Raw genomic sequence first — 13,682 nt, 5'->3', positions numbered from 1 at the left:
CTTCAGACTTGCACTTCTTTTTGGGAGAAGTGGTGATGAGATGGCGGAAGCCCCCGCGACGCGAGAATGTTGGAAGCTGACAGATGGGGAGATCACGAACCTTCGAATCATTCATGGAAATCAATATCATCATATTATGGGAGGTTATTTTAATGAGGATTGGCAATAAACTTTTTGTCTGTCTGAGTCTTGGCCTTACGTTGCTAGTTGGTACAGTAATTCCCGCCTTCGCCGACACGTACACGAACCAAAAGAACTATGTTGATTTACGGTTCGGCATGTTTATCCACTACAATATGGGTACTTACACAGATCAGGAATGGGCACTTCCAGGACAAAACCCGCTTATCTTCAACCCCACGTCAGTGAATACGGATCAGTGGGCTGATGCCGCTCAATCCGCAGGCATGAAATATGCGGTGTTAACGACCAAACACCATGACGGGTTTGCCTTGTGGCCAACGAAATACGGTACTTACAACGTGATGAGCAGCTCATATCCGCATGATATCGTCAAACAATATGTCGATTCTATGCGTTCCAAAGGGATTTTGCCAGGTTTATACTACTCGATTTGGGACCGTCAGCAAGGGATTGATAAAAATATTATTAGCAGAGCGGATCTCGATTTTATGAAGGGGCAATTAACAGAACTGCTTACCAATTACGGGGAAATTCCTGTATTGTTCTTTGACGGTTGGGCATGGCAAGTGGGCAACCAGGTAGCTTACCAAGAAATTCGCGAACTCGTGAAGCGCCTTCAGCCTAATATTATGATTACCACCGTTAAAGCTGAGAGTGAGCAATTTGATACGGATATCGTAAGTTTTGAAGAACCATTAGGACCAACGCATTGGGCTCCTGCCAATAATACGTATGCAGCCAGCCAAGCTACCACCCTACTTCCCGGCGGCTGGTTCTGGCATTCGTCTATGACCACCTCTGAGCCGAGAAGCGTGTCGGACGTCGTCTATGACCATTTAAATGTTTTGGAGTCTAGATACTCAAATTTCATTTTAAACGTATCCCCGAACCGGCAAGGAGCGCTGGATCCCAATGTCGTGAATCGGTTGGCGCAGATTGGCGCGGCTTGGACGCCGAATGCCTCACGTGCCCCTTTGCCCCCACAGCCAATCATGATGGAGCATCCGATTACAGCAAACTCAGCCAAAAGCAGCAGCGGTGTAGCGAATAATGCCATTGATGGATTTGCCAGTCTTAATGGAACGGTATGGCAATCCGCCGCCTCCATACCGCAAAGCATTACATTAGATTTAGGCTATACGTATAACAATATTAATATGTTGAACTATTTACCTTCTATTAAATTAACTGGCGGACAAATTACATCTTATTCCCTCTCTGCCAGCCAAGACGGAACGAACTTTAGCACGGTTGCCAGCGGAACGTGGAACGGTGATTACAAGATGAAACAGGTTACGTTCCCGTCCCAAACAGCTCGCTATTTCAAATTGCAAGCTAATACGGGGACAGGCGGTTATGCCGCTGCAAAAGAATTGGAAGTCGGCTCTTCTACCAGCAATGTTCCTACCCCGACAGGAATCGATACGTTTGATCCGAATGCGGTGTATCGAATCGTTAATAAAGGAAGCGGTAAGGCGCTCGGAGTTGGAAGCGCTTTAACCGATGGAGCAGCCGTAGCTCAGCGAACAAGCGTCGATGCGGCAGACCAGCAATGGATCATAGAGGATTTAGGTTTGGGCAATTTTAAGTTTGTCAATAAACTTAGCGGTAAAACGATAAATGTATCGGGCGGAAGTACTACAAATGGTGCTTCTATCATACAATCGGCCGATACGGAAACGAGTGCAGCCCCCCCAGGCAAAAGCCAGCAATGGACGATATCCGGCGTAGGTAATGGTTATTTCAAGATCGCAAATGTAAATAGTGGGAAGGTTTTAGAAAATTTGAACGGTTCTTCTAGCGACGGCAACCCCGCTGATCAACGTGATTATAACGGAAACGACAGCCAACTTTGGCAAGTTCAAAAGATTGCGGATAACTACATTCCTGCGTCTTACTACAAAATTGTGAACTTGAAGAGCAACAAAGTGCTAGATATCACAGGAGGGTCGCCGAGTTCAGGTGCAGATACTAATCTAGCGCCGTATACGGGAGCGAACAGTCAATTATGGAAAGTTGAAAGCGTAGGCAACGGGCAATACAAAATATTGAACAAGAATAGCGATGACGCACTTAGTGCGAAAGGAGGATCAATTGCAGACGGGGCTTTAATTAACCAATGGCCTTATCATGAATGGACGAACCAACAATGGAACATTCAATTTATCGGAAAGGGCTTGTATCGTCTTTCCAATGTAAGAAGCGGCAAAGCGCTGGAAGTAAAAGACGGCAGTGTGCTCGACGGTAGTGCACTTGTTCAAAACCCTTATACCAGTTCGCCTGAAGAACAATGGGCCATTGTGAAAGTACAGTAAGTATGCTAGTTATCCTTCTGGGAAAATTCACAAGAAGGATGAAAATATGATCAAAATTTTTGTGATCATGCCAAGCGTCAATGTGTTGGCAAATCAAAGAGTGGCCACATCTATATGTGTCAGATTCACCAGAACATCTAAGGAGGAGAAAAGATGAGAAAAAGTTTGATCAGTTTGCTTGTTAGTTCTCTACTCGTAACAAGCTTGATTTCAGTTGGAACATCGAATCAAGCTCATGCAAATGTAGGGGGTACAGCACTGCCTGTTCAAAAAACAGGCAATTGGGATGATTTGAAATTTAATTGGACAACGCCTGCCAGTGGGACAGATTTTAATGGAGCCCCCGTTGGAAATGGTTACTTCGGCGCTAAAGTGTCAGGTGGCGTAGCTACCGAAATTCTTCAACTTAACGATAAAACGTTTCATTCCGGTGAACCTTTCAATGATTATAATCCAAGTCGTAAAACAGCTCTGGATGCTACAAGAAGCTTGCTTGCTGGGGCTGATACGGCAACAACAGTCACATATCGCGAGAGTAAATTGAAGTTAGCTGATACGGCAGCAGCGGGTATGTGGGGAGCAACGAAATTGGCTAATTTCTTGCCGATTGGCAATATCATTCTGGATGTCCCGAATACGACGGGATATACGAACTATAATCGTGAGCTTCATCTGGACAAGTCGGTTGTTACAACCAAGTATAAAGTGGGAAACACAACGTATACGCGTGAAGTATTTGCCAGTAACCCGGACCGCGTTATGGTCATACGAATGACCAATGACGGCGGCCAGCCGATGAGTATGACGGCTAAGATGGCTCTACCGCCGGAAATGAACACACACGGTACAGTATCTTCATCTGGCAGCGAGATCCAGATGAAAGGAACTGCCCCTTACGATAATGACGCAAGTCAGTGGGGGAACGGGAGAGGGATGACGTTTGACGCTCGTCTTCGTGCTAGAACGACGGGAGGAACCATCACAGCAACGGGAGGTAATTTGAACATTTCTGGCGCTACGGTCATCGAACTCCTATATGCTGACGCGACAAGTTACAAGGATCCGTTTACGAATCCGAATCCAAGTCAAGGCGGCATTAATCCTACCCCAATCGTAACGGGAATTATAAACGCCGCTTTTGCCAAAACCTATACACAACTCCTGGATGCACATCAGACCGATTATCGGAGTTTGTTTCGCAGGTTATGGGCGGAAGTAAATGGTAATTCAGATGCTTCGAGACCCTACACGCTTACCTACCAGTACGCTCGTTATATTATGATTGCTGCTTCCAGGGCGAATACATTCGACCGTCCCCAAAATGGGAATGGCATGTGGGAATTCAATTGGAAGCCTGCCTTTAACGGTGGGCATTTCCTAAATGAAAACGTAGAAAAAACGTATGGGTTAATTGAGACGGGGAATCTGACTGAGAATGGCGATCCGCTCTGGAAGTATATTAAAAATTTAGCCGTCAACGGAGCGAAAACTGCACAAATCGATTACGGCTTTGACGGGTGGATGGTGCCGCACGCAACAGATGTTTGGGCGAAAACCTCCTTTTCAGACGGGGGGAATCAATACGCGCTTTGGCCTACGGGCGGCATATGGCTCATGTTTAATGCTTACGATAAATATCGGTTTACGCAGGATAAGGTATTTCTTCGTGACACCGCATTCCCTCTTATGAAGGGCTCCGCGGAATTTGCATTGGATTATCTCGTTACCAATAAGGACGGCTATCTCGTGACATCGCCTTCTACTTCTCCTGAGGCGTTGTATAAGCTTTCGGATGGAACAAAGGCTGCAGTCAGTCAAGGTTCAACAGTCGATATGACCGTAATTCGAGAGTTGTTTGAAAATGTTCTCGAAGCAGGCAGTATATTGGAAGCCGATTCTCCAGCAGATGTTGATTTGCTGAATCGTGTTAGAACGGCCTTACCCAAGCTGCTTCCTTATAAGATTGGAAACAGTGGTGAAATCAAGGAATGGAACAATGACTACGCGATCTCTGACCCCAGCCACCGCCATGCCTCCCATTTAATTGGCGTTGGTTTTCTTGACCAGATTACGAAGAGGGGGACACCCGCTCTATTTAATGCAGCTAAAGTTTCGCTGACTATGCGCGGAGCGGGTGCGACTCTTCCAGATCCCGCGTACATGTGGGCGCGTCTTAATGATGGGAATAAAGCTGTTTCCCTTGCATCCGTTTACCCGACAGGTAGTTCGAACCAATGGCAAGTGAGAGGCGCTTATTATCCAGAATTGTTTGTGCAAAGTCAATCCGGAGAAATTGAACTGCTCCCTTCGCTCCCAACAGCATGGACAAGCGGGAAAATCGTAGGCGTCAAGGCGAGAGGCGGATACGAGCTCAGCATCGAGTGGGCGAACGGGCAATTGGTATCGGCGCAGATCGATTCTCCTTTCGGAACGAAGCCGATTGTGCGTTATCAGGATCAATTGCTCAATGTGGACACGGATCCAAGAATCAAATACGTGAGTAATAGCTCGGAAATCATTGTAGATAATACAGCCGCCGAACTCACAGGTTCATGGATCTCATCCACGAGTTTACCGAATTTTCAGGGGTCTAACTATGTGTATGCAGGATCTGGAACTGGAACGAAAAAGGTGAAATGGACGCCAAACTTGCCAAGTGCCGGTACCTATAAGGTGTCCTACAAGTTACCGGATGGCTCTACCTATCGGGCCACCAATGCTCCGTTCAACGTGCACGATACCACAGGTAACCATATAACTTACGTTAATGAACAGGTTGCACCGAGTCCAGGGTGGGTCTCTTTGGGGAATTTCACATTCACCGCGGGAACGAATGGCTATGTAGAGTTGACGAATAATGCGAACAATACCTACGTCAATGCAGATGCAGTTAAGTTTGAGTTTGTAAGTCCGTAACCTTCTCGACAATTCGAAAATAAAAATTGTTATTAGATTTCATGAGTGCAAGTTCTGCGAGGGTATCCTCCTGACTTGCACTTCTTTTTGGGAGAAGTGGTGATGAGATGGCGGAAGACCCCGCGACGCGGGAATGGTGAAAGCTGACAGATGGGGGAGATCACGAACCTTCGATTCATGGAAATTAATATCATCATATTATGGGAGGTTATTTCAATGAGGATTCGCCATAAACTTTTTGTCTGTCTGAGTCTTGGCTTTACGTTGTTTGTTGGTACAGTAATTCCCGCCTTCGCCGACACGTACACGAATCAAAAGAATTACGCTGATTTGCGGTTCGGCATGTTTATTCATTACAATATGGCTACTTATACGAATGAGGAGTGGGCGACTCCTGGACAAAACCAGCTCACCTTCAATCCGACGACGGTAAATACGGATCAGTGGGCTGACGCTGCCGTATCCGCCAAAATGAAATTTGCGGTGCTGACGACCAAGCACCATGACGGTTTTGCCTTGTGGCCAACAAAGTACGGCAATTATAATGTGATGAACAGTGCGTATCCGCATGATATTGTTAAGCAATTCGTGGATTCGATGCGTTCCAGAGGGATTACGCCAGGGTTGTACTACTCCATTTGGGACCGCCAGCAAGGTATTGATACAGGTACGGTCAGCAGAGCGGATATCGATTTCATCAAAGGGCAACTAACGGAACTGCTCACCAATTATGGGGAAATTCCCGTGCTGATTTTCGACGGATGGGGTTGGAAAATGGGCCACAATGAGGCTCCCTATCAGAAAATTCGTGAACATGTGAAGCGCCTGCAGCCGAATATTTTAATATCCGATCATAATACCGTGGGGCAACCATGGAACGCGGAAGTTGTTAATTTCGAAGAGCCAGTCGGATCATGGTCTCCGGCTAATAACACCTATGTAGCCAATCAAGGCAAGCCTTTAGCTCCCGGCGGTTGGTTCTGGCATCCGACCATGACCAATGCTCAACTGCTCAGTGTGAGTGACGTTGTATACAGCCACTTAGGCGATTTGGAGCCGAAATATACCAATTTCATGCTTAACGTATCTCCGAATCGGCAAGGCGAACTGGATCCCAACGTCTTGAATCGACTAACCGAGATTGGAGAGGCTTGGTCGCCGAACCTGTCCAGGGCTGCCTTGCCAGTGCAGCCAACGGTCCTAGAGCATCCCATTACAGCCAATTCAGCCGCTGCGAGCAGCGGGAATGCCCGTAATGCTATTGATGGATTAATGAATCAAACCGAAACAACGGTGTGGCAATCTAGCAGCACGTTACCACAAAGCGTTACATTGGATTTAGGCTACACGTATAACAATATCAATATGCTTAAATACTTGCCCGTCAAGAGACTGGCAGACGGGAAAATCACTTCGTATTCGCTCTATTCTAGTCAAGACGGAACCAATTTCAGCTTAATCACCTCCGGCACCTGGAATGCAGACACCATGATGAAAGAGGTCACATTCCCATCGCTAACGGCTCGTTACATCAAACTGCAAGCCAATTCTGCCTCTGGCGGCTACGCTGCTGCAAACGATTTCATAGTCGGTTCTTACACGAGTGAGGTTCCAACGCCGACAGGAATCGATACGTTTGATCCTAATGCGGTGTACCGAATTGTCAATAAAGGAAGCGGTAAGGCGCTTGGAGTTGGAAGCGCTTTAAGTGAGGGGGCTGCCGTAGCACAGCGCACAAGCCTCGATGCCGCTGACCAGCAATGGATCATTGATGATTTAGGGTTGGGCAATTTAAAGCTTGTCAATAAACTTAGCGGTAAAGCGATAAATGTATCGGGTGGAAGTACTTCAAATGGCGCTTCTATCATACAATCGGCCGATACGGAAACAAGCGCAGCCCCACCGGGCAAAAGTCAGCAATGGACGATTTCCGGCGTAGGCAACGGTTATTTCAAGATCGCAAATGTAAATAGTGGGAAGGTTTTAGAAAATTTGAACGGTTCTTCTAGCGACGGCAACCCCGCTGATCAACGTGCTTATAACGGAAACGACAGGCAACTTTGGCAAATGCAAAAGATTGCCGATAGCTACGACTCTGCCTCATACTACAAAATTGTGAACTTGAAGAGCAACAAAGTGCTAGATATCATAGGAGGGTCGCCGAGTCCAGGTGCAGATACCATGCAAGCGCCGTATACGGGAGCGAACAGTCAATTATGGAAAGTTGAAAGCGTAGGCAACGGGCAATACAAAATATTAAACAAGAATAGCGGTTGCGCACTTGTTGCCAAAGGAGGATCAATTGCAGACGGGGCTTTAATTAACCAATGGACCTATACAGCAACCACGAACCAATTATGGAACATTGAATTTATCGGAAAAGGCTTGTATCATCTGTCCAATGTAAGAAGCGGCAAAGCGCTGGAAGTAAAAGACGGCAGTGTGCTCGACGGTAGTGCACTTGTTCAAAACCCTTATACCAGTTCGCCTGAAGAACAATGGGCCATTGTGAAAGTACAGTAAGTATTCCAGTCGATACCACAGGTAACCATATAACTTACGTTAATGAACAGGTTGCACCAAGTCCAGGGTGGGTCTCTTTGGGGAATTTCACATTCGCCTCGGGAACGAATGGCTATGTAGAGTTGACGAATAGTGCGAACAATAGCTACGTCAATGCAGATGCAGTTAAGTTCGAGTTTGTAAGTCCGTAACAGAGTACACAAAAGTCCCGCTGTCTGTTAACAGACACGGGACTTTTGTTCGTAATTACGCTGTAAAGATCAAAGGATTTCACTGTTTCTGCATGGTTTATCCCATTCATGCCAATCCATTATTCCATTATACTGGGCACATAGAGGGAAAGAGAGGTAGAGTCTATGAGACTGAAAGAGAAAACGAGAGAGAATTTGGCTGGTTATTTATTTATTCTCCCGAATTTGCTTGGCTTTAGTATGTTTATTTTGTTTCCTTTACTCTTCAGTTTAGTCTTAATTTTTACGAATTGGGATTATTTGCAGGGGTTGAAAGGTTTGGTCTTTATCGGGTTAGACAATGTGAAGAGGCTAATTCATGATGAGACAGTGTTTCTGTCCTTGAAGCATAACGTAATTTTTTCCGTCATTTCGGTGCCAGCGGCAATGGGGATAGGACTGCTGTTAGCTTCATTATTGAACAAACATGTTTACTTGAAGGAATCGATCCGAACGCTCATTTTTCTTCCCTACATGAGCAGTTTGGTTGCAATCGCAGTTGTTTGGCGGGTTATGTATAATTCCTCGGAAGGTCCAATTAATGCGGTGCTTAGAGCCATCGGCATATCGAATCCGCCTGGCTGGCTCGCAAGCCCGAGCTGGGCATTGATCTCAATTATCATAATGACGGTCTGGACCTATATCGGATATGCGATGATTTTGTACATGGCAGGGCTTCAAGGTATTTCCAAGGAGATCTATGAAGCGGCCTCCATCGACGGAGCTTCTGCGACAAAGCAGTTTACTAGCATAACGCTTCAAATGCTGAAACCTACTTCCTTTTTGATAGCTGTAACCTTAATTAATGCCTCCCTGCAGGTATTCCCATCTGTTCAGGTGATGACGAACGGCGGGCCGCTTCAATCAACGACCGTCTTGGGGCTTTACATTTACTCACAGGCGTTTGAATTAAACCAAATGAGCTATTCCGCGACCGTTTCCTGGCTATTGTTTTTGGTCATTTTCCTAGTCACGATCGTTCAATGGAGAACGCAAAAAAAATGGCAGGATCAGTACTAGGAGGACATTCAGATGCTCAATTTATCTCAAAGGAATATCATTCGCAAAGTTATATTCACATTATTGTCGCTAAGTATCGGTATCTTGATGGTTTCACCATTTCTGTGGATGCTGTCCGCATCGTTTAAGAACGGCGCGGATATTTTTGAATTTCCGATTCGCTTAATTCCAAAGACGTTTGATTGGTCGAATTTCAAGAAGGTTTGGACAGGGCCTGTGCCTTTCTATATTTTCTATCTGAATTCAATGAAAATCACTTTCTTACAAGTGTTGGGTACGCTTGTGACAAGCTCATTAGCCGGGTTTGCTTTTGCCAAGCTGAGATTTAAGTATAAAGAGACGATTTTCCTAGTTTATTTAGCTACAATGATTATTCCGCCTCAAGTCTTGTTTGTTCCGAAATTTATTATGTTTGATCAGTTGCATCTCATCAATACGCATACGGCTATTATTTTGCCTGGTATGTTTAGTGTTTTGGGGACATTTTTGATGCGGCAGTTTTTTAGCACGCTGCCAAATGAATTATTCGAGGCCAGCAAAATTGATGGTGCTGGATACTGGAAAATGTTTTGGCAAATTTCGCTGCCTTTAGTTAAACCTGCTCTGGTGACTTTATTGATTTTAGCGTTTACGTGGCATTGGAACGAATATGAAAATCCGCTTATTCTACTCAGGGATCGTGACCTGTTTACGATACCGTTAGGTTTAACGAGCTACACGGATGAAAATGGTACAAATTATCCGCTTATCATGGCAGCTTCGGTATCTGCACTTGCACCGCTTGTATTGATCGTCGTTATTTGTCAGCGCTGGTTTGTTGAAGGTATTGCCAGCACAGGATTGAAAGGCTGACTTATTGACGAATCAGATTCGCATCGTTGTAGAAGCGACGAATGGAGATCCTTCAGCGGCGATTTGCGAAGTCCGTTGTTACGCTTAATCCATGAAAGCTAGAGAAGGAGGGACTTACCTCTCCTTCTCTTTATCTATGAACCTTAGCAAGGTTCTTTCTTTGTTTACATGCTTTGATGAGATATACTGGGTATAATTTAATATTTATTCTTCATGCAACAGGAGGCTGCAAGTGAACATGAATTGGAATCCTTTGAACTCCATCAGGGGCAAATTGATATTGAACTTTCTCCTGTTTGTAGTCGTGCCTACGCTTGTTATTTTCTTTTCGTATTCCTATCATTCCAAGTCCGTAATTGAACAGGGAATTTATGCAACCAATCAGGAATTGGTGGAGAAGTCAGCCGATGCGATGAATGATATGGCGATAAGAATGGTCAAAGCCACCGCATTTGTCGAATCCGATTTTAACCAGTTCAATAGCGCTGATCTTCCGCAATGGAGCAGTAATTATGATGCGTATTCCTTCATGAAACAAATGCAGTCCAAACTGACAATTACGCGTGATTTACTGCTGGATAGTGATGCTTTTCTCCAAGTTGTTGACGATCGGAAGGTTACCATCTCAACGCTTTCTAACTATAATAGTCAGAATGCTTATGTACTATTGACTGGCGAGAAGTGGTACGTAGAAGCAAGGAAAGCCAAGGGCTACCCGTTTTGGTCGCTTTCTAGTCATTTGAATTCGGAGCTTGGATATACGTATCCTGGGAAAATCGACTCTTTTGTCATTTTATCACGCGTTCTCTACGCGAATGACGGCTCCAATCTGGTAGCTGCGGTGGGCGTACCGAATGAGTCGTTTTTCGGTAAGCAAGTGATGCAGGAGGGCGGTGTTCCTCGACTATTGATCAGAACAAGCGACGGACGAATCAAGGACACGGAAGGAAACGCATTCGAACTTCAGGTTGGAGAGGCATTTCCGGAGAATAAGGATGCAGCTACTTCTTCTAGGAGTATTATGATTCACGGAAATCGTTATTTCGTGAATCGGGCAGACGTTCCGCAAGTCGAATTGTCCCTCATGTATCTCATGCCTTACGATCTAGTTATGAAGCAGCTCGACAAGACCCAGAATCGTTCATTAATCGGCATCCTGCTCGTATTTCTCATTGGCATGGTCGTATTCGTAGTCATAATGATCCGGATGACTAAGCCGATATATTCGCTTCTTCGATCGATGCAACAAGTCGGGAAGGGAGATTTCCAAACAACCGTCGTGTTGAAAGGGCAAGATGAGATCGCGCTTTTGGGACGCAATTTTAATCAAATGGTGATGAGACTGCAGCAATTAATCGTGAATTTGGAGGAAGAGCAGAGAAATAAGGAGGAAGCGCGATTTCAAGCGCTACAAGCGCAAATCAACCCTCATTTTCTATTCAATACACTCAATTCCATCAAGTTGATGGCAATGCTTTCGGGTACAAATCCGAATGTGAGCGACATGATTACGGCGCTTGGCAAGTTACTTGAATTCTCCATGAAACAAACAGAGCAATATGTGACGCTACGCCAAGAGCTTGAATACTTAGAGCTATACATGTCGTTGCAAAAAATTCGGTATCTCGACAATATTCAGATTCAAATGAATGTCCCTGAAGAGTTTATGGAGATGCAGGTATTGAAATTCAGCTTGCAGCCTTTGGTAGAAAACAGCCTGATTCATGGTGGACGGTTTCCATTAACTGTGTGGATCAATGCGGCGTATACCGAGGATCGGGTAGGGATGATCGTTTCTGTACTAGATAATGGAAATGGCGTTAAGGAGAGCGAATTACCGCGAATTATGGAACAAATGACTAATGACAGTAATGCGAAATACAGCGGAATCGGTGTATCGAATGTGGATAAGCGAATTAAACTGCATTTCGGAGCTGCTTATGGTATTTCATTGGGCATCCTAGAGCATGGAGGACTTCAGGTCAATATCAGATTACCAATTCGAAAGGTGGATTGCGAATGACGCGCGTGTTAATCGTAGATGATGAAATATTAGTGCGGCTATCGCTCAAAACGTTGATTCCATGGCATGAAAACGGGTTTGAATTGGTCGGGGAAGCGGAAGACGGGAAACAAGCCCTTGCCATGCTGGAGTCGTGTCCGTGTGATATTGTGCTAACCGATATCCGCATGCCTGAAATGGACGGCATTGCATTGATGAGTACGATTAGGGTCAAATGGCCTGAGACAAGAATCATCGTCTTGTCCAATCACAATGATTTCGAATATGTTCAGCGAGCTCTCCGGATGGGCGCGAACGATTATATTCTGAAACTGGCATGGGTGCCTACGGAATTATTGGACAAGTGTAAGGATATACGTAATGACATGGAAGAAGAGCGTATTAAGCATGCGGAGGAACGCCAACTGGCTTTTAAAATGGCACAGTTAGAGAAAGGGACCAAAGAAAAGCTGCTAAGAAATTTACTGCTTAAGCAAGGGACAAGTCTCGAGACTGACAATGTGTTGCGCGAATTTCAATTTCTTAACAAAGAGCAAATGTACAGGGTTATCTGTGTTTCTATCGATAATTATCAGCATATCGCAGAAGAAAGCAGGTTTAAGAGTGAACAGTTGTTCGGGTTTACCATCGCTAATATTTTAAGTGAAATTCTTAAAAAATATGGGGGCGGAGAATTAATCGAAGTCAAGAATGGAAGATTTGCTATCTTGATGGAGAGGTTATCCGAAGACATGTTAGTCGACATGCGTTCTGCGGCTGCAACGTTTGCCCGAGTATCCTTGAGTTTCGGAATTGTCAAGGATGATATTAAACTGTACGATCTTCACGCTGCTTTCGTTAAAGCAGAGAACGCACTGAGTGCCCGGTTTTATGATAAGGAAGTCCATTATATGTACGACTTCGAAAGAAGCGACACAGATAGCAGCGTGGAGAGCTTTCAGGAAGAATATTGGAATGAGCTGATCGACGGGGGCAACTCTGATCGCTTGCATGCAGCCATTCTGCTATGGTGCGAAAAACAGAAACAAACCGACGTCTCTCCGGAGGTAATTCGAGAGAAGTGGCTGCAATTGTTGTTCCTTTTTGAAAAAAAATTGGCGGCTATAGGAAAGGATATCTATTCTGTTCCTTCCTATAATGGGCAATATCCGTTTGATGTCATCCGGAATGCGGAAACCTTACATGAAATTATAGAGTGGTTGCAGGGGTGGACGGTTCTGACCATTGATTACATACGCCAATCTACGAAGATCAGGTATCGCTCGGAGATTATCGAGGTTATGGATATGATTCAGAAGGAATACCAAACTTCTTTGAAGGTTGCGGATATTGCGAAACGTGTAGGCTTTGCGGAGAGCTATTTAAGCGTGTTGTTCAAAAAGGAAACCGGAGAGAAAATCATCGAATATTTGACGAAAGTTAGAATGAAAAAAGCCCGCGAGCTGTTAAAAGATCCATCTTATAAAATTTATGAAATCTCGGAGATGATCGGTTATGGTGATACGAATCATTTCAGCAAATATTTCAAAAAAATAGAAGGTGTCTTTCCGTTAGAATATCGGAAGTCAGCCCTAAACTCCAAAGAAAAACACGGTAACATATAAGATTATGCCATTCGGCTATTCCCGAACTGCCTGTATAATTTGGAATGTATACAAA

At 44.9% G+C, this 13,682-nt stretch carries 8 protein-coding genes; all 8 read left to right on the top strand.

The window, feature by feature from the left end; all coding sequences use genetic code 11:
• Window positions 1–152 precede the first annotated feature (152 nt).
• The 8 genes from HQN90_RS34895 to HQN90_RS34865 all read left to right on the top strand — a co-directional run bounded on the left by HQN90_RS34895 (window position 153) and on the right by HQN90_RS34865 (window position 13,627).
• A complete protein-coding gene (locus tag HQN90_RS34895) occupies window positions 153–2,459 on the top strand; it encodes an RICIN domain-containing protein (protein WP_173227452.1) in 2,307 nt (768 codons plus the stop codon).
• A gap of 153 nt (window positions 2,460–2,612) precedes the next feature.
• Window positions 2,613–5,375, top strand: coding sequence for a glycosyl hydrolase family 95 catalytic domain-containing protein (locus HQN90_RS34890; protein WP_173227451.1), 2,763 nt, complete (start codon window positions 2,613–2,615; stop codon window positions 5,373–5,375).
• Between the two features lie 216 nt (window positions 5,376–5,591).
• Window positions 5,592–7,898: an RICIN domain-containing protein gene (locus HQN90_RS34885; protein WP_173227450.1), complete on the top strand. Its 2,307-nt coding sequence runs from the start codon at window positions 5,592–5,594 to the stop codon at window positions 7,896–7,898.
• Window positions 7,874–8,089: a golvesin C-terminal-like domain-containing protein gene (locus tag HQN90_RS40150; protein WP_476739330.1), complete on the top strand. Its 216-nt coding sequence runs from the start codon at window positions 7,874–7,876 to the stop codon at window positions 8,087–8,089. Before HQN90_RS34885 ends, HQN90_RS40150 begins: the two co-directional genes overlap by 25 nt.
• A 165-nt stretch (window positions 8,090–8,254) precedes the next feature.
• Window positions 8,255–9,148: a carbohydrate ABC transporter permease gene (locus HQN90_RS34880; protein ID WP_173227449.1), complete on the top strand. Its 894-nt coding sequence runs from the start codon at window positions 8,255–8,257 to the stop codon at window positions 9,146–9,148.
• Between the two features lie 12 nt (window positions 9,149–9,160).
• Window positions 9,161–10,000, top strand: a complete 840-nt coding sequence (locus tag HQN90_RS34875; RefSeq protein ID WP_173227448.1) for a carbohydrate ABC transporter permease — start codon at window positions 9,161–9,163, stop codon at window positions 9,998–10,000.
• A gap of 238 nt (window positions 10,001–10,238) precedes the next feature.
• Window positions 10,239–12,023: a sensor histidine kinase gene (locus HQN90_RS34870; protein ID WP_173227447.1), complete on the top strand. Its 1,785-nt coding sequence runs from the start codon at window positions 10,239–10,241 to the stop codon at window positions 12,021–12,023.
• Complete coding sequence (locus HQN90_RS34865; protein WP_173227446.1) at window positions 12,020–13,627, top strand: response regulator; 1,608 nt, start codon at window positions 12,020–12,022, stop codon at window positions 13,625–13,627. Before HQN90_RS34870 ends, HQN90_RS34865 begins: the two co-directional genes overlap by 4 nt.
• Window positions 13,628–13,682: the final 55 nt, after the last annotated feature.

The sequence above is a fragment of the Paenibacillus alba genome, from assembly GCF_013204855.1.
GTDB lineage: Bacteria > Bacillota > Bacilli > Paenibacillales > NBRC-103111 > Paenibacillus_E > Paenibacillus_E alba.
Note: the sequence above shows the minus strand (reverse complement) of the source record. Positions and strands in the feature narration are given on the sequence as shown.

What these genes read in the sequence shown, in the direction of transcription:
- HQN90_RS40150 (WP_476739330.1), top strand. Translation starts at nt 7,874, where the DNA reads ATGGGCCATTGTGAAAGTACAGTAAGTATTCCAGTCGATACCACAGGT.
- HQN90_RS34895 (WP_173227452.1), top strand. Translation starts at nt 153, where the DNA reads ATGAGGATTGGCAATAAACTTTTTGTCTGTCTGAGTCTTGGCCTTACG.
- HQN90_RS34865 (WP_173227446.1), top strand. Translation starts at nt 12,020, where the DNA reads ATGACGCGCGTGTTAATCGTAGATGATGAAATATTAGTGCGGCTATCG.
- HQN90_RS34870 (WP_173227447.1), top strand. Translation starts at nt 10,239, where the DNA reads ATGAATTGGAATCCTTTGAACTCCATCAGGGGCAAATTGATATTGAAC.
- HQN90_RS34875 (WP_173227448.1), top strand. Translation starts at nt 9,161, where the DNA reads ATGCTCAATTTATCTCAAAGGAATATCATTCGCAAAGTTATATTCACA.
- HQN90_RS34890 (WP_173227451.1), top strand. Translation starts at nt 2,613, where the DNA reads ATGAGAAAAAGTTTGATCAGTTTGCTTGTTAGTTCTCTACTCGTAACA.
- HQN90_RS34885 (WP_173227450.1), top strand. Translation starts at nt 5,592, where the DNA reads ATGAGGATTCGCCATAAACTTTTTGTCTGTCTGAGTCTTGGCTTTACG.
- HQN90_RS34880 (WP_173227449.1), top strand. Translation starts at nt 8,255, where the DNA reads ATGAGACTGAAAGAGAAAACGAGAGAGAATTTGGCTGGTTATTTATTT.